Source organism: Lutibacter holmesii (assembly GCF_042679665.1).
Classification (GTDB): domain Bacteria; phylum Bacteroidota; class Bacteroidia; order Flavobacteriales; family Flavobacteriaceae; genus Lutibacter; species Lutibacter holmesii.
Map to the genome: position 1 here is coordinate 644,320 of NZ_JBHTMV010000004.1, position 23,188 is coordinate 667,507.

A 23,188-nucleotide genomic window follows, 5' to 3' on the forward strand; every position below is an offset into this window, starting at 1 on the left:
AAATATGTTATTATTAAGTTTATTTATAAATTTATAAATCATAATATTAAAAATTAATTATAGTTTAACTGAAATCTCAAATGCATCCAACCTAGTTTCAACACCAGAGTTTCTAAGTAAAATAATCACAGATTCGTTTTCACCAGCTTCAAATGTAATAGCGTGTTTTTTGAAAACATCCTTAACTCTTCCTACATTACTATCAGATCTAGTAGCAATTATATTTTCTGCTAATTTAGATTCTTCTAAAGTAGTTGCATTAGTGCTAATTATACCAACAGTATAATCACCATAAGCATTGTCAATATCACTTCCGAAACCACCAAAGTAAGTTAATACATAAGTAGCACCAGGTGTAACTTCAATTTCTTGGTAACCAGTTCTAGTACCATCTGCAGGGAATTTCGCTGCTTGTGTACCTTCTGGTAATGTACCAACAGTTGTTTTTGTATTTATTTGGAAAACACTTCCCCAAGCACTACTACTAGGAGCTCTCCAAGAATCTCTACCATCTCCAGATCCATCAAACAAGGTACCGTCTTCAAATCCAGGCTCACCAATTTCTGGTATCGCAATAGAAGGAACAGCTTGATTTACCGTAAGCGTTTTTTCAACAACATCACTTTTACCAAGATTATCTGTTACTGTTAAAGACACAGTGTATGTTCCAGGATTAGGGAATTGAAAAATTAACTCTTGATCTTGTAATGTAGCAGCAGGTAATGCTTCAATTTGCGCTTCTAAATCAGCAACATTTTGTAATGTTTCATCAGTTAACGCAGCTTCAGCAGCAGCTAATTCAATTTCTAAAGCCGCAATTTCAGCTTCCATCACAGCAATTTTAGCTGCATCAGTTTCACAAGGAAGTTTAAATTCTAATTTTGCAATTTGATCTTCTATTGCAACTACAGAAGCCAACTCAGCATCAATTGATTGCTCAAGAATAGGCACATCTTTATTAATTAAAACTACACCTTCAGCAGGAGTAATTGTCCAATCATAATAAATACCATTTACAGCTAAATTAGATCCAGCTTGAAAATTAAATTCATAGTTCGCCCATAATTCAACATCTTCACAATCAAATTCAGATGTAGTTACATCAGTAACCGTATAAAACGGTGTTGGCCCAGTAATATCTTCTAAATCACCAACTTCAGCCAAGTCTCTATCAATACAAGAAGCTAAAGAAACAAACGCTACTAAAACTATATATCTTATATTAAAAAATTTATTCATAATTATTCTATTTTTAGTATCCATTGTTCTGCTTATAAAAATTAGGTAAATTATCTATTTCTCTCTGAGGGAAAGGAAGGTATTTCTTCTCAGGTGTATAAAATAAACTATTATCATTAGAATATTTAGTTAACACCTCATCAGCCTGTCCAAATCTCACTAAATCATACAAACGTTGATTTTCGTATACAAACTCAACTCTACGCTCATCTAATAATTCTTGCTTTGTTAAGTTTGCAATTTCTTCTAAACCAGCTCTAGCTCTAACTTGATTAAAAGCATCAATTGCTCTAATATCAGTAGTACTATCTCCACCAGCTAAAATTGCTTCAGCATACAATAACAACACATCTGCATATCTTAAAACAATCCAGTCATTATCTCCTATTTCACCTTCAGTAGGGAATTTAGCATTAAAAGTATCGTTTGTAAGTACAGTTGGGTTGTAAGACAATGCATCAATACTAGCATAAAATCTTACAGGTTGTAATTCTGGATTCATAACATCTAAAAAGTCAAGTGTAGCAATGTTAACACCGTTAGATGGCCCTTGTAAAGTCATTGCGAAACTATGAGATTCAGAATCAGTTTCAACTTGATCATCTAAACCACTATCACTAGTAACATAATTATCACTACTTACTAAATCATAAGCAATAGAAAAGATAACTTCATTATTTTTTTCAAGTCCTGAATTATTAGACCAAGATCCTTCTAAAACTCCATCAGAATATCCATCAGAAATTTCATTACCAAATACTTCACCATAATCAATTACTAAGTTTGCCCAGTATTCAGCATCAGTTAATAAATCAATAGTAGGATCATCAATATCAGGGTTAAATTCAAACTGAGAAGCGTTATCTCTTTCAGTATAAATTAAGTTATAATTATATGAAGAACTGTTTTCAATAACAGATGCTAATAAAAGTTCAGCCTCAGCATAATTAGGACTTGGTTGACTTAAATAAGCTTTTGCTGTAAGACAAATAGCAGCTCCTTTAGATGGTCTGTATCTATTTTGCTCAACACCTTCAAGGTATGCAATTGATGTGTTAAAATCAGCAACAACCTTTTCATACACTTCAGACTCAGGTAATTGAGGATAATCTAAAGCTTCCTCTAGAGTAATATCTAAAACTTTATCTATGTAAGGTACATTTTGATACGCTCTTACTAAATTGAAATGACATAAAGCTCTCATAAAATAAGCTTCACCAACAACATATTGTTGATCTTCAGGAACCAAGAAACGATTATCTATAATAGTATTTGCGTGCTTGATTGTGTGCATATTATTAGAATAATAAGTAGCAACATCTCCATTATTAGGATCAACATTGTAAGCATTAAATGCTGGATAGTTTCCATTTTCTGAATTTGCTCTAACATTGTCAGATCTTAACTCAGTTAATAAAAATTCATTCGCTGGAACTTTTTGATATGCATCTAAAACTCCATTTGACAACAGAACAAATCCATTGTCGGTCTGTAGTAACTCCTCTATTGACAACGCAGTAGGGTTACTAAGGTCTAGTTCTGTCTCACAACTTGTAAATAAAGCTATAAAAGAAAGACAAACTATAATGTTTTTATATATATTTCTCATAATTTATTAAAATTGAAAGTTAATCCCCGCTGAAATTGTTTTAACTACTGGACCATCTCCTCTTTGATAACCTGCAGTTAAAGCAGTATTAGCATTACTTGATGTTTGACCTGCTGCTTCTGGATTGAAACCTTCATAACCATCAGCTGTAAGGAAAATTAAGTTTTCACCTGTTAAATACAATCTTAATCTATCAAAATATTTTGTGAAAGATGATTCAGGTAAAGTATAACCAATTGTAAAGTTTCTTAAAGCTACAAATGAAGCATCTTGAATATGATCATCAGTAAATCTTCTATGAACTGTTAAATCTCTATCAGGGAAATTTGCCATCTCATTCACAGCAGATTCACTAGCATAATACAATTGATCTAAATCTGCAACTCTAACTTGCGCACCGTGAGATCCTTGGAATTGGAAAGATACATCAAAGTCATAGAAATTTAAATTAGAATTTAATCCCCATTGGAAATCTGGGTAAGGATTACCAATTTCAGTTCTATCTTCATCATCAATAATACCATCATTATTTAAATCTTTTACATATACATCTGCAAAATCATTATTAAATCTGTTAAAAGGATTATCAACCCATTCTAAAGGAATTTCTTTTTCGTAAACCCATCCATAGAAAGAAGTAATAGGCTGTCCAACTCTTGCAATAAATTCAGTAGGTCTAGTATCTTGATCGATTCTAGAAATAATTTGCTCATTATTTCCTAAATCAACAACTGTATTTCTGTTTAAAGAGAACTGACCAGAAGCTGACCAACTAAAGTTTTCTCTAGTTATAAGTCTAGAATTAACTTCAATTTCAACACCTTCATTTTTAACTTCACCAATATTTTGTAACCAGTTATCTGTACCATAAGTACCAGCAACAGGAGCAAAAAGAATTAAATCTTCACTTGTTCTTGTATAGTAATCAATAGATAAACCTAATAATCCTCTACCAAAAGTAATATCAATACCAGGGTTAAATTCAATTAATTTTTCCCATCCTAAATCTTGATTTGCTAAAGTAGTAGCTTTTACACCAGTATCTTGATCATATCCAATAGTACTAAATGTTTCTTCGAATCTGTATAAAGATTCATAAATATTGCTTGAAATTTGATTTGAACCAGAAACACCATAACTAGCTCTTAACTTTAAAAATGTAATAAAGTTACTTTCTGATAAGAAATCTTCATTAGACATAATCCAACCAGCAGAAGCTGCAGGGAAGAATCCAGTTTTTGTATTAGCACCAAATCTTGTACTAGCATCTGAACGAGCAGATAATTGAATTAAATATCTTTCGTTATAGTTATAATCTATTCTACCAAAAAATGAAGCCAACTTTTCTTTTGCATTATCAGTATAAGTTGTTCCACCATCAGCAAGAGAAATATTATTGTTAAAATCATCAGTATAACCTACTGCTTCAGATTCAATTCTATTGTATTCTCTATCTGTATATTCAAAACCAAGAACAGTATTAAAGTTATGGTCTCCAAAATTTCTTTTATATTTAAGAAGTGACTCAGCAATATATTGTAATTGCTCATCTCTTCTTTCTAATCTATAAGCTTCTTGATCTCTGTTTTCTTGACCATAAACGTAATCAGCTTCATTAGTTTTATTATTTCTATAAATACCAGAAATACTTTGTCTAAACTGAAGACCTTTTGCTAATTTAAAATCAATATAAGCAGATGCATTTAAATCTAACTTTTTCTTAGTTCTAGATCTCTCTAAGTAGTGAACTAAAGGATGAACGTTTTTAGTTGTAGACAATGTTAATCCACCTGAAGTTAAATCACTTACAGTTGGCAATCCAGTTTCAGGATCTCTATTAATTGATCTTGGATTATCAGGATCAACAGTAAATACGTGGTCAAAAGCTCTTGAGAATCCGTAGCTACCTACTCCAATATTTTCAAATTGTTTTCCAGCATCACCTGGGTCAGATTGTGTAATATAAGGCATGTGCTCTTCAGTTAAATAAAGAGGTAAATGTCCATATTGTCTTAATGGATCTGTAAATCTAGCTGGTACTCTATCTTGGTCATTATAATTGGCACGCATACTCATACCAAATTTAATTTTCTCATTTTTAGATTTACTATCAACTTTAATCCTAGCGTTGTATTTTGTGAAATTATCGTTTAATACAATACCTTCATCATCTAAATACGCTAAAGAAGCTGTATAACTAGTTAATTCTGAACCACCTCTAACAGCAAAAGAATGGTTTACAACCATACCACCATTAAATACTTCATCTTGCCAGTTTGTTTCACCACCTCCTAAAGAAGCAATGAAGTCCATAGCTTCAAGTTCTGCATAAGCAGTATTATAATCATTAATAATTCTACTATAGTTTGGGCTATCTACTGAAATAGCATCAACAGTGCTTTGTAAGCCATCTAATCTAGATCTCTCTTGAGCTATTGAAGTATTAAAATTATCATTATTTTCAGAATATCTATAACCTGCGAATGAGTTATAAGAGAAAACTGTTTTTCCAGTTATACCTTTTTTAAGTGTTAATAAAATAACCCCGTTTGCTCCACGAGAACCGTAAATAGCAACTGAAGATGCATCTTTTAAAACACTAATAGATTGAATGTTATTATTATCGATAGAACTTAAAATATCAGGACTTGTTCCTAATACAACTCCATCAACAACAATTAATGGTGAAGAGTCTCCAGTAATAGAACCTGGCCCTCTTAATGTAATTTTAGGATCCCCACCAGCCTCAGAAGACACGGTTTGGATTCTTAAACCTGCTACTTTACCTTGAAGAGCTCCCTCAACACGAGAAACTGGTAAATCTGCAAGATCTTTACCTGCTACTTTCGTTAAAGAACTTGTAACATTTTTTTGTTTTTGATCACCATAACCAATAATAACAACTTCATCAAGAGCATTTGCTGCTTCAACTAAAGAAATAGTTAAAACTTCTTGATTTACAATTGCAATTACTTGGTTTTGAAAACCTACGAAAGAGACCTCTAAAAGATCTCCTTGCTTTACTTCTAAAGCAAAATTTCCATCAAAATCTGATGAAGTACCGTTCGTTGTTCCCTGTACAAGAATGTTAGCTCCTGGTATCGGTAAATTATCGGACTGAGATACAACTGTCCCCGTAACTTTATAGCTTCCTTGTGCGAAAACACCAACATTTACTGCTAACATAAGCAATAAAGTTAGAATTAGCCGAATTTTTAAATTCATAATATATTTGTTTTACGTTAAATGTTTGATTTAATTTATTTTAAATTTAGTCAATGATATAATTTATACTTAAAAAAATCTTTCATTTTAAAAACGCCTTCAGCATAGTCGTTATTAATTTTAACTGAATTTTATTTCTAAAATGATAACAGGTATTTAATACTTTACTTCCATCAATCAATTAAAAGAAGTAAGAAATGTTTATGATAGGAGTTACCTATCGTTTTTTTAAAGTCTTTTTCCAGCCATTAATAAAGTAAGATTTTAGAGTTTAATAATAAATTCAGTTTTTGGTTTTCCAAACTGGTAAACCACTTTGGAAAACCAAAAGTATGTTAATTAATTCTTAAAAAAAAATTATTTAATAAATATTTTAAATTACCCCATTTAAGTCCATTTTTACCATTAAGCAAAAACACTACTTAGTATAAATATCTATTTCACAATATTTTAATTAAATTAAATTCTCTAAATAAAATCTACTTTAATCCGGTTAAAACAGAAATTGAAATAACAACTTTTAACTTAATTTTTGTTAAAAGAATATTATTTAAAAACAGCTTAATTTAACACTATTGTTTTAACCTTTTTGGCTTAGAAATATTTTTATTCCTCTTTATCACCAAAGTAAGATGGTCCTTCACCAGTTAAGAAATCTTCTCTTACAGGACTAAATGTATCAATTAACTGCCCTTCTTCTAAACAAACAGCACTGTGCCATAAGTTAGGCTCAATATAAACACCATCACCTGCTTCAACAATTTGTTTAACTCCATCAATTTCAAATTCAAATTTACCAGAAACACAGTATGTAGCTTGTGTATGAAAATGTTGATGTGGAGCACCTAAAGCACCTTTGTCAAATTTTACGCTTACCATCATAATTTGATTATCGTAACCTAAGAATTTTCTTGATACTCCTCCACCAAGTTCTTCCCATTCCATGTCTTTTGCGATAACGTACTTTTCACTAAATCGTTTCATTTTTTTATTTTTTATAGGATTAATTTAATTGTAATAATAAGAACCTTTCCAAGTGTAGTTCTTGTTATTAATTTTTAATATATGTTCAGCCTCTTTTGAAGCATTTGTATTTGATGTAATAAACAGCTTGGTATTACCATTTACATTTGTAATTTCAACTGCCGTATAATCTGAAGTGTCTAAAACCACTTTTAATTCTTTAATGCTACTGTTAGAATTTACAGCAGATTCTGTAACCGGACTGTAACTTCCATGTGCTTCAATAGCCGAAACAAAAAGTGTATTTTTAGTATCTTTTCTTCTTAACATGAACGCTGCTTCACGTCTTAAATTAAATTCTGGATCATTTGCACCAATTCTAGTAAATAACAATTCGTCACTATTATTAGTTATAGTTGTTAAAGTGTAAAATTTACCTTTGTTTAACCAAGATAGCTTACTGTTTTTACTAGGTGATTTTGCAATACCTTCAACAAATAAATGCTCATAACCATTTTTATTACCTAATACATTTAATGATTTAGGTGTTTGGTATTCAAAATTTGTTTGTAAAACTTGACCTAAGAAATAATACGGAAAGTCATATTTGTTTTTCTTATTAGATGTTACCTTCATAATATCTAACATAAATGGTTTTTCAAAATCTTCGTCTTTTACAACAGCCATTGTACGAAGCATTTCTGTTCCTGGGTAAGCATTACTTTCTTTTGCACTAGCAACTTGTACTTTTTCATTTTCAGAAGAAAAATAATTTAATACTGAATGGTGCTGACTTCCAATTTCGTACTTCCCGTTAAAGTGTGAAGTTTCATTTTGAACAACTGTATTATGTGCAATAGTTTGTTTTGCCCAAGTTTTGTTTTCTTTTAAATAATTTCCACCACCTTTTTGTTCAATATTTACAAAACGTGCTAAACCATAATCTTGAAGAATTTCTTCACCATCTTCATACAAAGAATAAGACAACTTATCGTAATGACCGTGACTAGACCCTTGTGAAGCATATTTAAATACCAATTCAATAGCTTCGTTTCTTAAAATAGCAACTCCACCTTGCGTTCCTTTTGGACCATCAGAAAGATTAATAGATTTTTTATTAAATGGTTCTGCTTTATTATTTTTAATACCAAGCGCTACAGCTAAACCAGAATCATCTAACAAAACACGATCTTGAGCTTCAGCAATTGTTAACAAACCTGGATCTTGATCACCAAAATGATATGAAATATCAACTGCTGTAACCAAAGCACCTGTATAATAAGACATTCCTTTTTGACCATCATTCAATGGGAAAAATTCACCATCTGCATCAGATAAGTTTAACAAGGCATTGATAGATTTTAATAATACACCTTCTTTATAATCAAATATTTTTAATTCAGGTTTTACATTATGTAATCCTTCAGCAAAAATTAAAAAAGGATACATAGCATAACGTTGATAATATGGCCCTTCATTATAATAACCATCTGGAGAAAAAGGTTCTTCAATATTTGCTAAGAAACCTGCTTTACCATCTTTATTTAAAAATCCACCATCATCATCTTTTTCTTCGGTATCTAATTTAAGATCTTTAATTCCATACAACGCACGATCAATTAATTCTTGATCATCCATTACCAAACCAATCATACCAACGGCAGCATTACCCCACGTACTATGGTTATGAACTCTTTGATAAAATTGAGGGCTATCTATTGAAATGTGATTTGCAAATGGTCTAAATAAATTAGTTTCTAATTTATTTCTTTCTTCTTCAGATAAATAATTATAAATACAGTCATATGCTTGACTTACATACACCAACCAATTAGAATCATTTAAACATTGCCAAAACAACTTTCCTCTTGCATATGATCTTGTTTTTGGATGCAATGGTAATGTTTTATACATTTCCTCATACTCCATTAACATGTCTTTTACAAACTTCGCATATTTTTCATCATCCAAAATTTGATATAAAAGACCTGCTTTATGTAACACAAACCAATTGCGTTTATGTCTATCATGTGTGTACCCTCCTGAATAATCTTTTGGGATAGGCACATCTATTCCAGCTTCAATTTCAGCATCAACTTCAGCTTTTACAGCTTCTAAGGTTTTATCAAAAATTGGAATTGTTCCTAATTGCGCTCTAATATCTTTAACACCTTGAGCAGTTAAAATTAGTTTTGGATGTTCTGATCCTGATTGTGATTCAGCTACGGCTTCTGTTTTTTGACCACAAGAAACTGTACCTAATAAAATAGCTATAACAGCAACTTTAATTTGAAATAATCTTATTATTCTCATTCTTATTATTTAGAAATTCAAGGTAAATTATTCTATCGAAAAAATTGGTTTACCAGTTTGGTTGACCAAATATATAGATAATTGTTCACTTAACAAGTTTTTGTTAATAAATTTAACATATCACTATACACAATTAACCCTAGCAGAATATTAACCATAAAAAATGGTAAAATTGATGCAAAAAACAAGAATGAATTTTATTACAAAATGAAAGGAATTACAATAGAAAAAGGGTGTTATTTACTTAATTCTTCAATACTAAAATCAGCAAACAAAATCTGCTCGTCTTTTAACAAGTTTGAACTTTTTAAACTCCTGTAAACACCCCATTTTGGGCGAGCAAATTCAGCTCCTTTTTGCCAGTTAATTGTAGATTTATTTTTATACTTAAATAACGTTTTTCCTGTACTTACACTTTTAATTACTAAACTGTAGCTACCCTCTTCACCAAACGCAATAATTTCTTCTGCTTCTACCCAAACACCTTTAAAAGGTGTAATATCAACCTTTTCAATAGTAAATTGTGATTTTGTACTAGTATAACGTAACTCAAGTTTATCTGGCTGTCCTTTTCTAGCAGTTAAGGAATACATTGGAACACCAGCATACATACCTCCAACAGATTTAATTTGATGTAAATGCGTAAAGTTTGAAGATAACTGAAAGTTTTTAGGTAATTTAAACTTCCATTTATAAATTACTTTTTCTCCTTCAACTGCCTTTAAATTTTCAGGAGAACTTTTGTAACTTTTAATTTCATTTCTTTGTCTATCGAATTTCTTACATCTATCATTATCTTGAGATTTATGAATAAAAAAACGAAACACATAATCATTTAATTCCTCGTCAAAAATTTCATCAATATGTCTTCCAAATTCAGGGTGACTGCAATCTGGCGCTTCAACAGCATTGTAACCTGGTGCAAAAACCGAATTAATTAACTCATAGGTTTCACCTGGACCATCAGCTTTCAAAACAACTTGTGCAAAAATATGTTGAACTTGAAAACTAAATACAATAACTATTAGTGCTATTTTTTTCATAAGACTGTCTATTAGATTTACTAAATAATCGGCCAAATATATACATAAATCTTAAACAAAAAAACATTTTATGAAACCACAAAAAATACATTAAATCCAATAAAGTATTTTATAAACCACAAATAAAACTTTACTTTTAAAACAATACGATTTTCTTTTATTAAGAAGCTTTATTCACTCCAAATTGTTATTTTTGATTCATCCATCATTAAAATCATATAAAATGAAACAAATTTATAGAATAACATTGGTATGCATACTTTCCCATTTTTCATTATTTGCTCAGGAAATTGCTTCTTCTGAAACAAATTCACAATCAAATACAACGTACCAAAGTAATACAAACGGTATTCAACAAAATACACCTCCAAGTTTTGATGGTTATTGGAGCTATGGAGGAAGTCTTGGGTTTTCTTTTTGGAATAATGGAACTGATATTTTAATTGCACCAAAAGCTTTTTATAACATCTCTCCTATGCTTCAAGCAGGATTTGGAGTGACATATATTTATTCTGATTATAAAAATAGTTTTAACAATACAGTTAAATCAAATTCATTTGGAGGAAGTTTATATTTTTCTGCAAGACCAATAAATTTCATTCAGCTTTCAGCAGAGTATGAAGGTTTACAAACAAACAGATCAGGTTATTATGATGATAGCTATTGGAACAATTCCATATATTTAGGACTTGCATTTGTAAGTGGCCACGTATCATTTGGGTTAAGATACGACGTTTTATATGATAGTGCAAAAAGCCCTTATAGTTCAGCTGTAAACCCAGTAATAGGGTTTTATTTCTAACAAACAAGCTACTTTTAAACCATTTAATTTTAACATTTTTTTTATTTAGAAATTATTTTACTTCATAGGAAATCAATATCTTTGAAACCTTAAAATTGGTTTACCAATTTGGTAAACCAAAAAATATTTAAATATAATTTCTACAAAATGACAAATAAAAAATTTATTTCTCTTTCATTGTTTCTATTATTTCAAATAATAGCAATAGCACAAGCTACTTCAACTACCGTTTCTACTATTGCAGAATTTGATGCAGCAATAAAAACAGCCGTACCAGGTTCAAAAATTATTTTAAAAAATGGTGTTTGGAAAGATGTACATTTAAAAGCTAAAGGAATTGGAACAAAAGAAGCTCCAATTTTAATTACTGCAGAAACTGATGGTCAAGTAATTATCACCGGAGATTCTAGATTAAACATATCAGGAGAATATTTAATTGTTAAAGGACTTTGGTTTAAAGATGGTACTCCAACATCTAAACACGTAATTGAATTTAGAAAAGACTCTAAAGAATTTGCAAACAATTGTCGTTTAACAAATTGTACAATTTCTTATTTCAATCCAACAGACTCAAGCATAAAAAGTCACTGGGTAGATATCTGGGGAAAAAACAATCGTATAGATCACAATAATTTTACAGGAAAAGAAAATAGCGGAACTACTTTGGTTGTTTGGCTAAAAGGAAAAGAACACACCGAAAACAATCATCAAATTGATCATAACTTTTTTGGAAACCGTCCAGATTTAGGTGAAAATGGTGGTGAAACTATAAGAATTGGAACTAGTGCAAATTCAATGGAATCTTCAAAAACATTGGTTGAATTTAACACCTTTAAACGTTGTAATGGTGAAATTGAAATTATTTCTAACAAATCTTGTGATAATATTTTTAGAAGCAATCTTTTTATTGAAAGTGAAGGTACTTTAACACTAAGACACGGTAACAATGCATTGGTTGAAAACAATGTATTTATTGGTAATAACATACCTAAAGCAGGTGGAATTAGAGTTATAAATGCTGGTCACATTATTCAAAACAATTTATTGGTAAACATAGTTGGTGATGATTACAGAGGACCAATTGTTGTTATGAATGGAGTTCCAAATTCACCATTAAACAGATACAATCAAGTAAAAAATGTATCTATTCAAAACAATACATTAATTAACTGTAGTCCAGTTCAATTTGGAGCTGGAAAAGATGATGAAAAAACACTTCCAGCAACTAATACCACATTTGCAAACAACCTAATTACCAACACAAATGCAGGTCAAATTTCAAATGAAAAAGATTCTACAAAAGGTATTAAATTCTCTGGAAACATTGTAGATTCTGATGCACAAGTAAACCCTGCTCAATTTACAAAAGCAAGCATTGATTGGAAAATGTTAAGAAGTCTTCCAATGCCAACTTCAAACAATGAAGCTTTAAAAACAGCTAAATTGGCAAACAGCCCTGAACAGGATATGAGCAATGCTAAAAGAACAGTGTATGTGGCTGGAGCGTTTAATTTAGATAATACTGTATTTCCTGCAGCTACTTCTGCTAGAACAGGTCCTTTTTGGAAACCTGTAATTGAAGAAAGAGCTCCAAAACCTAAAAGTAACAAAGAAATAGTAGTTGAACCAGGAGTTCAAACTATTACTAGCGCTCTTAAAAAGGCAGGAACAAAAGGTACTTTATTATTAAATCCTGGAACTTATTTTGTTGAAAAATCAATGAAAATAAAAGGTGATATTACTATAAAAAGTAATGATACTAATGGTGAAGTACTTATAAAATCTGCTGAGAAATTACCAAAGCCGTTTAGCTATTTTTTCAGAGTTCAAGAAGGAGCTAAATTAAAATTAGAAAATTTAATTTTAGATGGAAAAAGCAGTACCGCTGTAAAATATGCAATTGTTTCTCCTCAAGAAAATATCTCTGGAACATACAATTTATTTGTAGACAATTGTACATTTAAAAACTTTACAAATAGTAGTGGTGGCGCAATATTTAAAGCATATGTTGGAACATTGGCTGATACAATTAGTATTAAAAACTCTAAACTTATAGATAGTTACAGAGGCTTAAATCTTTCGTATGAAAAAGGGTTTTATGGTAAATACAATGCAGAAGTAATAATTTTACACAACACTTTATTTAAAGATATTGAACAATTTGCTATAAATTATACAAGAGCTGGAGTTAATGCAACTTCAAGAGGTGGAGAATTAATAATAGATCAATGTGTATTTAATGATATTTATAATAAAGAAAAAGGTTATATTTTAAAAACAACTGGATTAAATTATGTAACTATTAAAAATACAGTTTTTGAAGACTGTCATGAAGTTTTAACTCCTTTTAAATTGAGCGGAATAAATAACAGTATAAACAATTGTGTTGTTTTTGCCTGTGGAATTATTAAAGTTGAAAAAGGCGCTAAGAAAGACAACTTAATTTATAAAAATCCTAAATGGGACGATCATAAAACATTTTCACCAAGTAGTAAATCTGTTCTTTTAAAAGAAAACAATAAAGTTGATAGAATTGGTCTTTTAGCACCAATACAAGAATAAATAAACAACCTGTTTTTAGAAAAAGCATCACTTTTAAAGTGATGCTTTTTTTATTTTATAGTATAAAAACATCTAATTCCTCATCTTTCCAAACAGGTAATGTAAATGTAAATTCAGTACCTTCTCCTAAAACACTATTCACCCAAATTTTACCTCCGTGTTTTTCAACAAAGTCTTTACAAAGAATCAATCCTAAACCAGAGCCTTGTTCCTTAGCTGTACCTAACTGCGTATTTTTAACTTCAAGGCTAAAAATATTTTTTAAATCTTCATCTGAAATCCCAACTCCATTATCTTTTACAGAAATTTCAACCATATTATTTTTTAACGAAGATTCAATTCTAACCTCTCCATTGGGTTTTGTAAATTTTACAGCATTTGATATAAGGTTTCTAAAAATTGTATTAACCATATTTTCATCACCAGCAACAGTTAAATTATGATCAATATTATTAAAAATATGTATATCTTTTTTTACAGCTTGAATTTCAAGTAGAGATACCACATCTATCACCTGTAAAACCAACTCAATTTTTTTAGGAGAATACGTTAAATTCCCAGATTGTGAATTAGCCCAAGTCAATAAATTATTTAATAATGTAGACGCTTTTACGGTTGAATCTTTAATTATTCTAAGAAATTTTAATTGCTTCTCACTATCATAATCTCCCCTATTATCAATCAACAATTCTGTAAAACCTTTTATTGAATTAAATGGGTTTTTAAGGTCATGTGCTATAATTGAAAAGAACTTATCTTTTGTTTTATTTAACTGATTCAAATAATCTCTTTGTTCTTCAATTTCAGTATTCATTCTACTTATTTGAAAATTTCTAAATTCCAAAAGATTATACGCTTTCTTTTTTGCAGTTTGCTGATGAATTAAAACGATTATTAAAAATGCAAACACCACAATTGCTATAATTAAATAATGGGAAATTTTCTTTTCATTTTTATACTTCAACTGTGTAATTCTGTTTTCCGTAGCCAAATCAGAAATGGTAGTACTATTTTGTTCTAATTTATTCAACGCATTAAATAACTGAACTTTTTTAACCTTTTCATAATTTAAAAGACTGTCATTAACAACCGTCAGTTCTTTTTGAAAAAGCAAAGCATTTTCAACATCACCTTTACGTTCATAAGCTTCAGCTAAATATTTTAGATCTTCTGACTGAATCTCAAGTCTCCCCAATACTTTTGATATATTTAAACTTTTAAGCGCGTAAAAAATAGTTTGACTATATTTTTTAGATTTTTGCTGAAGGTCTGCTAAATTTAAATATATAATAGCTAGCAATTCTTGATCATTAATTTTATTGGCAATTTCAATAGCTTTTTCAAAATAAGACTCGGCATTTTCTAAATCACCTAATTGAATATTACAATCTCCTAAATTATTATAATTAACCGCAATTCCACCTTCATCATTTAATTCAAGTTCTAAATGAATAGAGCGCCTATAATAATCCATTCCTTTAGTATAGTCACCCAAATCACTATAAGCGTTTCCTAAATTTGTATAAACACTTGAAAGACCTTCTTTATCTTCAAGGTTTTCATATAAACTTAATGCTTTTTTAAAATATGTAATTGCATTTTCATAATGCTCTTGATCATAATACAAGTTACCAATATCATTATAATTCATTGCTACACCTTCATTATCATTCAAAGATTGAGATATATTTAATGATTTTAAATAATATTCAATTGCCTTATCTTCAGCATATAAATTAAGATAACAATATCCTATCAAATTATATAGTGAACCAACATTTTCAACTTGTTCAAGCTCTTCATAAATAGAAATACTAAGCTCATAATTTACAATAGCTTGTTCAAAATTATTTATGTTTTCAAATTCGGTTCCGTGAGAAAATAGCAAATCAGCTAAATTATGTTTATAGGAAATAGAATCTGCAAGCCTTAAAGCCTTGTTATAATAATGTAAAACGGAATCTTTTTGTTTAATTGAAAATGAATTCGCAATTTCAACATTTAAACGTACTTTAGAAGTATCTACCTGCTCTTGTTGAAGCTTCGTTTTTAAAGATGTAGTTGAATTTTGCCCATACAAAAAGATGAAGAAAAATAGGAAGTAAAAAAACAGAATTTTATTTTTCATTCTTTATATACCTTTAAAACTACTGAAAACAAATCAATTAGAACAACAAACTTACCATTAATTTATTGAAAACAAAACCAAAACTACTTTAAGTTAGGATTGATATCTAATATATTTTCATTCAAATATTTCTCGAGAAATTCAGCACTAAAATATTCACTTCCATGAATAGATTTATTTTTTAATTCGGTTTGTAAATCTAATCGTAAAAACTCTTCTAAAAGCTTATCTGACAAATCTTTATAACTAAAATGCCAAGGCTCATATTTAAACCCTTTTCTTTCAGGGTTATTTGTATAAACTATATAAAATCCAAATCTTTCTGAATGCAAGTCCATCCATTTTTTTAATTTCAGATAAGCTCCTCCTTCACTATAATTTTTTTCAATTAAGTATGATTTTTCAACCTTCATATTTCCATCAATAATATCAATTTCTGTTCCCCAATGATGACGAGAAGTACCAGGAATAGTAGAATACTCAATAATTTTTTTAATAGCCTCTTGTGGCTCCAAACCTAAAGAAACATATTTTGCATATTTTCTGTTCCAAATTTGTTGTTGCCTTTCAAAACTTCTATAACCAGAAATAATTTGAATAGCTATCCCATCTTTTAAAGCTGCACTTTGCATAGCCTTAAATGCTTTATATACTTGTGGTTGTAACTCAACCTCGTCTCCAACTAAAGCCATATCTCCTTTTCCTGTTAATGCTAACTGTGAAACATTTGTTTGGGCATATAAATTTTTACAAACAAACAAAAGCATAAAAAAATAAAAAAATGTACAGTTTTTACTCATATTATTTTAGTTCTTTTTTCATAACATAATGAGGGCCAACAAACTCAATATCAAACAATTCACCAACAACAGTAAACCCTTGTTTTAAATAAAATGGAACTGCAACTTCACGAGCATTGCACCACAATACATCAATTGAATTAGCTTTTAATAATTCAACAGCCTTTTTTACCATTAATTTCCCTGCTCCTTTTCCATGAAACGACTGTAGAGTTGCCATACCTCTTAATTGATATTGTAAACCTTTAAATTCGGTTTTAGACATACTCATAAAACTAGACACTGCAATTAATTTATTATTACTAAAAGCACCTAAATGAAAGGTATTCTCATCAAAATCTCCATTAAATTTATACGGAAGCGGAATATTTTCACGAAGAACTTCTAAACGAATTGCATACGTATCTTCTGCCGAAATTTTTTTAATATTAATCATTCAATTTCAAAAGTAATTTTTCTCTATTTAAACCTTCTTATACAGCTAAGATACCATTATTAAAGAAAAAACGCAGGAATTTCAATTTAAAATATGTTAAATATACACCTTAACATAACTGCAGCATTTCAAAAATATTATTTTGAAATTTTAATTTAAAAAATTAGAAATAATTCACAACAAATTGATTCTTCGACAAGTGAACAAAAAGCATCAAATATCTATAAAAAATTTATTTCAACTATAAAATACTGATACTCAGATAATGACTAAAAACACTAAAAAAAAGATGAAATTTCTTTAAAAAAAGACTTGCAAAACAATAAAAGGATTGTATATTTGCATCACCAATTGCGAGAGTAGCTCAGTTGGTAGAGCTTCAGCCTTCCAAGCTGACTGTCGCCGGTTCGAGCCCGGTCTCTCGCTCAAAAAAAAAGCCAAACATTTTGTTTGGCTTTTTTTATTTTATAAAACGTAGTGTTTTTAAGTTTTAAAAATTTCTATACTTTTCTGTAATATTAAAAACACTTTCTAAAATACGTTGCTCTACATCATTAAATTCTTCGTTTTTACGTTTCATAACTAAAGATGCCGTTTTACTTGCTTTATTAATTTGATACGTTGTAAAACCCGCTGCACCACCCCAACTAAATGATGGTACAAAATTTCTTGGAAAATTACTTCCATAAATATTTGCACTAACACCAACAACTGTACCTGTATTAAACATTGTATTTATGGCGCTTTTAGAATGATCTCCCATAATTAAACCACAAAATTGCAAGCCTGTTTTAGCAAAACCACCAGTTTCATAATTCCACAAACGAACTTGATCGTAATTGTTTTTTAAATTAGAATTATTGGTGTCTGCACCTAAATTGCACCACTCACCTAGCACTGAATTACCTAAGTAACCTTCATGACCTTTACTTGATGATGCGAATAAAATAGAATTATTGACTTCTCCTCCAATCTTGCATTTAGGGCCTAGTGTTGTAGCTCCGTAAACTTTTGAACCCATTTTAACAACAGAATGATCTCCCATCGCAAAAGGACCTCTAATTAGGCTACCTTCCATAATTAAAGTTTTTTTACCAATATAAATTGGACCTTTAGAAGCGTTTAATATTGAAAATAAAATTTCAGCACCTTCTTCGATAAAAATATTTTCTTTGTTTATGTATTGAACACCTTCTGGTATTTCTTGTGATTTTCGTCCTTCAGTAATAAAATCAAAATCTGCTTGTATGGCTTGATCATTTAAAGAAAATAAATCCCAAGTATTTTTTATTTGAAGTACGTTTGAGCTGTATTCTATTTGCTCATATTCATTGAAGTTAATTTCTTCTTGAGAATCAGTTGTAAAAAAAGCAATCACCTCTTCATTTCTGAAGACAGCTTGCTTTTCTTTTAAATTTTTAATTATTTCTACGAGTTCTATGGTTGGCAAAAAGGAGGCATTAATCATTACATTATGCTCCATTTCAACCATTGGGTATTTTTCTTCTAAATACTCCTCTGTAAGTGTAGTTGTAGTGTAACCTAAGAAGTTCTCCCATTTCTCTCTAATGGTTAAAATTCCAATTCTTAAATCGGCTACAGGTCTTGTATAAGTTAAAGGCAATAAAGCTTCTCTAACAGTTCCATCAAATAAAATATAGTTCATTCTAAAATATTTTACACAAATGTACTGTAAGTTTTCTCCTTTTCAAATGAAAATTAGAGACGATACATTATAATAAATTCTTTTTTCTTAAATATGTATCAATATTATCTGCTGCGTCTAAACACGAGCTAATTTTATCAATTTTAGTACAGTACCTTTCATCTATAACAGAATCTTTACAAGAAATTGCTTTGATTTCAATGTCTTTAAAATTTGAATCTACTTTAATACATTTTTCATACAATGAAGCAATAGTATCATTAATTTCAATTTCTACATCATTTTTTACTAAAAACCCTTTTAAAAAGTTTTCAATAGCATATTGTGAATTTTTACAAACAGAAAAACCTACCAAATCTTCAGATGGTTTTAATAATTCTCCTTTTGCAAACTCTAAATTTTTAGAAGCTTCATTTAAAAAAGCTTTTGATCTCTCATTCATAAAATGATAATATTAAATTAAAAAAGTGTCAAATATAATTAAATATTTGACACTTTTAATTGGAGTTAATTTATAAATTTTTATATAATTCTAAACGTTCCCATTGAGTTTCAACATCCTCTTGAGCTTTGTCTAGTAATTCCTTCGCAAATTCAGGACTTTCTTTTAAAACTCTTGAAAAACGCGCTTCACTGTACATAAACTCACTTAATGGAGCAGAAGGCTCTTTAAAGTCTAATTTAAATTTCTTCCCTTTTGGTGCATCAGGATTGAATCTAAATAAAGGCCAGTAACCAGTTTCTACTGCTTTAGCTTGGTGAGCTGCACCATCTTTTAAATCATATCCGTGATCACCACAATGTGAGTAAGCAATGATTATAGATACGCCTGGGTATGCTTCAGCTTCTTGAATAGCTTTTAATGTTTGAGCATCTTTAGCACCCATTGCAATTTGAGCAACATATACATTTCCATAAGAAACTGCTTGTAAACTTAAACTTTTCTTAGCACTTGTTTTACCTCCTATGGCAAACTTAGCACTTGCACCCATTGGAGTTGCTTTTGATGCTTGACCTCCAGTATTTGAATAAATTTCAGTATCCATTACTAAGATATTGATATTTTCATTTGATGCTAAAACGTGATCTACACCACCAAATCCAATATCATAAGCCCATCCATCTCCACCAAAGATCCAAACAGATTTTTTTCTTAAGTATTCAGAAATTTCTTTAAGTTTTTTAGCATCTTTAGTGTCAATTGTTTCTAAAATACTATTTAACTCTTCAATATCAGCTAATTTTTGAGCTTTTTCAGTTTCGTTACTTTCTTTATTATCATTTAACTTACTTACTAAAGCACTACCAACTACTTCTTCCATTGAATTTAATAAATCGAATGCTAATTCTTCTTTTTTAGATAATGCTAAACGCATACCTAAACCAAATTCTGCATTGTCTTCAAATAATGAGTTAGCCCAAGCTGGTCCTCTACCAAATTCATTTTTAGAATAAGGTGTTGTTGGTAAGTTACCTCCATAAATAGAAGAACAACCTGTTGCGTTAGCAATTAACATATTGTCACCATACAATTGAGTGATCAACTTAATATAAGGAGTTTCTCCACATCCTGGACAAGCACCTGAAAACTCAAATAACGGTTCTAAGAATTGAGATCCTTTAATATTAGTTGTTACTAATTTTGTTCTATCGTAGTTAGGTAAATCAATAAAGTAATCCCAGTTTTTATTTTCAACTTCTTCAACTTCTAATTTCTCAGCTAAATTAATTGCAAAAACACCTTCAAGTTCTTTACTTTCAGCTGGACAAACTTGAACACATAAATCACATCCTGTACAATCTTCTGGAGAAACTTGTAAAATATAACTTTCAGTTTTACTATCAAATGGTCTTCCTTTTGCAGGTACGTAATTTAATCCTTCTGGAGCATCTGCTAATAAATCATTTGATACTACTTTTGCTCTAATTGCAGCGTGTGGACAAATACTAACACATTTGTTACATTGCGTACAAAGATCTGCATCATCCCAAGTTGGAACATATGAAGCAATACCACGTTTTTCAAATTTAGTTGTTCCCGTTGGGAATGTACCACCAATTTCAAATGTACTAACAGGTAATGAATCTCCTTTACCAGCTAAAATTGTACCTAAAACATCTTTTACATAATCGTCAGCATCACTAGTCATCATTGGAGATAAACCATTTTCATTTGTTGTATGACGAGGATATTCAACTTTTTCTAAGTTTTCTAATGATTTATCTACCGCGTTAAAGTTCATTTGAACAATAGCATCTCCTTTTTTAGAGTACGATTTTACAATTGCTTCTTTAATTTTCTTAATTGCTTCATCTTTTGGCAATACACCTGAGATAGCAAAGAAACAAGTTTGTAAGATAGTGTTTGTACGTTTACCTAATTTTACGTCATGCGCAACTTTAGTAGCGTCAATTACATAAAAATTAACATTGTTATCAATAATTTTTTGTTGTAAAACACTTGGTAATTCTTCCCAAACTTGGTATTTATCATAAGGAGAATTCAATAAGAAAGTTCCTCCTTCTTTAATATTATCTAAAATATCATATTTCTCAACAAAATTAAATTGATGACAAGCAATAAATTCTGCACTATCAACTAAATATGCTGCATTAATTGGAGTTGGTCCAAAACGTAAATGCGAAATAGTTTGTGCTCCTGCTTTTTTAGAGTCATATACAAAGTAACCTTGTACATAATTATCAGTTGTTTCACCAATAATTTTAATTGAGTTTTTATTTGCACCTACAGTACCATCAGATCCTAAACCGTAGAACATACAGTTAACTGTATCTTTAGGAGTTTTAAATTCTGGGTCATATTCTAAACTAGTATGCGTAACATCATCATTAATACCAATAGTAAAGTGATTTTTTGGGTTTTCCTTTCCAAGTTCATCAAAAACAGCTTTTGCCATAGTTGGAGTAAACTCTTTTGAAGAAAGTCCGTAACGACCACCAATAATTTTAGGCATTTCAACCCCTAATTCAACAAATGCATTTACAACATCTAAATATAAAGGCTCTCCAATACTACCTGGCTCTTTAGTTCTATCTAATACAGCAACATGTTTTACAGTATTTGGTAAAGTTTCAATAAATGATTCCAATGAGAATGGACGGTATAAACGCACAACTAAAACACCTACTTTTTCACCTTTTTCAATCAATGCTTCAGCAGCTTCAATTACAGCTCCTGAACCTGATCCCATAAGAATTACAACTTTTTCTGCTTCTGGGTGACCATAAAAATTAAACAAGTCATATCTTCTACCTGTTAATTTGTAAAACTCATCCATTGTTTCTTGAACAATTCCTGGTACTTTTTTATAGTATGAATTTGAAGCTTCACTAGCTTGGAAAAATACATCAGGATTTTGAGATGTACCTCTAATAACTGGATTATCTGGATCTAATGATCTTTTTCTAAAAGCATCTACTTCAGCTTCAGGCATCATTTCTTTAATCACTTCATCTGGAATTGCATCCATTTTAGTAATCTCATGAGAAGTTCTAAATCCATCAAATATATTTAAAAATGGAATTCTACTTTTAAAAGTAGCAACTTGAGAAATTAATGCAAAATCATGTGCTTCTTGTCCTGATCCTCCAAACAACTGAGAAAACCCAGTAGCTCTTGTTCCCATAACATCAGAATGGTCACCAAAAATTGACAATGCATGTGTAGCAATAGTTCTTGCTGCAACATGAATTACAATTGGTAACATTTCCCCTGCCATTTTGTACATATTAGGAATCATTAACAACAAACCTTGTGATGCTGTAAATGTAGAAGTTACTGCACCTGTTTGTAAAGATCCGTGAACAGCACCAGATGCTCCTCCTTCACTTTGCATTTCAACAATTCTTGGTACATTACCCCAAATGTTTTTTTGTCCTTTAGAACTATAAAGTTCAGCGTGCTCTCCCATAGGTGAAGAGGGAGTAATTGGATAAATTGCACAAACTTCGTTTGTTTTATGTGCTATTATGGCTACTGCCTCATTAGCATCACAAATAATTTTTTTGTTTTCTGAATTCATTTTACATTATATTTAACTTAATAAGTTACAAAATCAGTACTAAAAAGAGTAAAATCTTGTAAACTATATAATTCGACTATTCGATTTAATATTGTAAAATTATAAGTTTCATATAAGAGTTATACTGATATATATCATCAAAAAATCTCGCCAACCTATTTAGAATTAATAAAAATAACGATTGTAAGCTACTGATTTTACAGTGGTTTACCAAACAGGTTAACCAATTTAAAAGTCTTTTGTAACAATTTTTACAATAGTTTAACACGATTTTTACGGAAATAAATGGCCTAAAAATGAAATAAAAATACTCCAAATTACAAATACCTCTAAAAGGTGTAATTATGTTTTATTTAAAA

Annotated in this window: 14 protein-coding genes and 1 tRNA gene; 3 read left to right on the forward strand and 12 right to left on the reverse strand. The window is 30.0% G+C overall.

What is annotated here, in order from left to right:
• Nucleotides 1-57 precede the first annotated feature (57 nt).
• The 6 genes from ACFQ5N_RS11210 to ACFQ5N_RS11235 form a co-directional block, all read right to left on the reverse strand.
• Nucleotides 58-1,239, reverse strand: coding sequence for a PKD domain-containing protein (locus ACFQ5N_RS11210; protein WP_386809591.1), 1,182 nt, complete (start codon nucleotides 1,237-1,239; stop codon nucleotides 58-60).
• Between the two features lie 13 nt (nucleotides 1,240-1,252).
• Nucleotides 1,253-2,848, reverse strand: coding sequence for a RagB/SusD family nutrient uptake outer membrane protein (locus ACFQ5N_RS11215; protein WP_386809592.1), 1,596 nt, complete (start codon nucleotides 2,846-2,848; stop codon nucleotides 1,253-1,255).
• Nucleotides 2,849-2,854: 6 nt separating this feature from the next.
• Nucleotides 2,855-6,034, reverse strand: a complete 3,180-nt coding sequence (locus ACFQ5N_RS11220) for a SusC/RagA family TonB-linked outer membrane protein (protein WP_386809593.1) — start codon at nucleotides 6,032-6,034, stop codon at nucleotides 2,855-2,857.
• A gap of 645 nt (nucleotides 6,035-6,679) precedes the next feature.
• On the reverse strand, nucleotides 6,680-7,057 hold the full coding sequence (locus ACFQ5N_RS11225) for a cupin domain-containing protein (RefSeq protein WP_386809594.1): 378 nt from the start codon (nucleotides 7,055-7,057) through the stop codon (nucleotides 6,680-6,682).
• Between the two features lie 24 nt (nucleotides 7,058-7,081).
• Nucleotides 7,082-9,349, reverse strand: coding sequence for an alginate lyase family protein (locus tag ACFQ5N_RS11230; protein ID WP_386809595.1), 2,268 nt, complete (start codon nucleotides 9,347-9,349; stop codon nucleotides 7,082-7,084).
• 236 nt (nucleotides 9,350-9,585) lie between these two features.
• A complete protein-coding gene (locus tag ACFQ5N_RS11235) occupies nucleotides 9,586-10,392 on the reverse strand; it encodes a fibronectin type III (protein ID WP_386809596.1) in 807 nt (268 codons plus the stop codon).
• A gap of 223 nt (nucleotides 10,393-10,615) precedes the next feature.
• Here ACFQ5N_RS11235 and ACFQ5N_RS11240 point away from each other — a divergent pair, with 223 nt between their 5' ends.
• Nucleotides 10,616-11,194, forward strand: a complete 579-nt coding sequence (locus ACFQ5N_RS11240; RefSeq protein WP_386809597.1) for a hypothetical protein — start codon at nucleotides 10,616-10,618, stop codon at nucleotides 11,192-11,194.
• A gap of 147 nt (nucleotides 11,195-11,341) precedes the next feature.
• Nucleotides 11,342-13,756: a chondroitinase-B domain-containing protein gene (locus ACFQ5N_RS11245; protein ID WP_386809598.1), complete on the forward strand. Its 2,415-nt coding sequence runs from the start codon at nucleotides 11,342-11,344 to the stop codon at nucleotides 13,754-13,756.
• Between the two features lie 55 nt (nucleotides 13,757-13,811).
• Here the strand turns inward: ACFQ5N_RS11245 and ACFQ5N_RS11250 are convergent, their stop codons facing one another.
• The 3 genes from ACFQ5N_RS11250 to ACFQ5N_RS11260 all read right to left on the reverse strand — a co-directional run bounded on the left by ACFQ5N_RS11250 (nucleotide 13,812) and on the right by ACFQ5N_RS11260 (nucleotide 17,120).
• Nucleotides 13,812-15,884, reverse strand: a complete 2,073-nt coding sequence (locus ACFQ5N_RS11250) for a tetratricopeptide repeat-containing sensor histidine kinase (protein ID WP_386809599.1) — start codon at nucleotides 15,882-15,884, stop codon at nucleotides 13,812-13,814.
• A gap of 83 nt (nucleotides 15,885-15,967) precedes the next feature.
• Entirely contained in the window at nucleotides 15,968-16,684 is a 717-nt protein-coding gene (locus tag ACFQ5N_RS11255; RefSeq protein WP_386809600.1) for a M15 family metallopeptidase, read from the reverse strand.
• Nucleotide 16,685: 1 nt separating this feature from the next.
• Nucleotides 16,686-17,120, reverse strand: a complete 435-nt coding sequence (locus ACFQ5N_RS11260; protein ID WP_386809601.1) for a GNAT family N-acetyltransferase — start codon at nucleotides 17,118-17,120, stop codon at nucleotides 16,686-16,688.
• Between the two features lie 353 nt (nucleotides 17,121-17,473).
• Between ACFQ5N_RS11260 and ACFQ5N_RS11265 the strand changes: the two genes are divergently transcribed.
• Nucleotides 17,474-17,546: transfer RNA gene (locus ACFQ5N_RS11265), tRNA-Gly, on the forward strand.
• Between the two features lie 64 nt (nucleotides 17,547-17,610).
• On the opposite strand, the gene ACFQ5N_RS11270 is transcribed toward ACFQ5N_RS11265, so the two are convergent.
• The 3 genes from ACFQ5N_RS11270 to nifJ form a co-directional block, all read right to left on the reverse strand.
• Nucleotides 17,611-18,786 (reverse strand): GlmU family protein, encoded by a 1,176-nt coding sequence (locus tag ACFQ5N_RS11270; protein WP_386809602.1) that lies wholly within the window; start codon nucleotides 18,784-18,786, stop codon nucleotides 17,611-17,613.
• A gap of 67 nt (nucleotides 18,787-18,853) precedes the next feature.
• On the reverse strand, nucleotides 18,854-19,228 hold the full coding sequence (locus ACFQ5N_RS11275; RefSeq protein WP_386809603.1) for a HEPN domain-containing protein: 375 nt from the start codon (nucleotides 19,226-19,228) through the stop codon (nucleotides 18,854-18,856).
• A gap of 70 nt (nucleotides 19,229-19,298) precedes the next feature.
• A complete protein-coding gene (gene nifJ / locus ACFQ5N_RS11280; RefSeq protein ID WP_386809604.1) occupies nucleotides 19,299-22,829 on the reverse strand; it encodes a pyruvate:ferredoxin (flavodoxin) oxidoreductase in 3,531 nt (1,176 codons plus the stop codon).
• Between the last annotated feature and the right edge of the window lie 359 nt (nucleotides 22,830-23,188).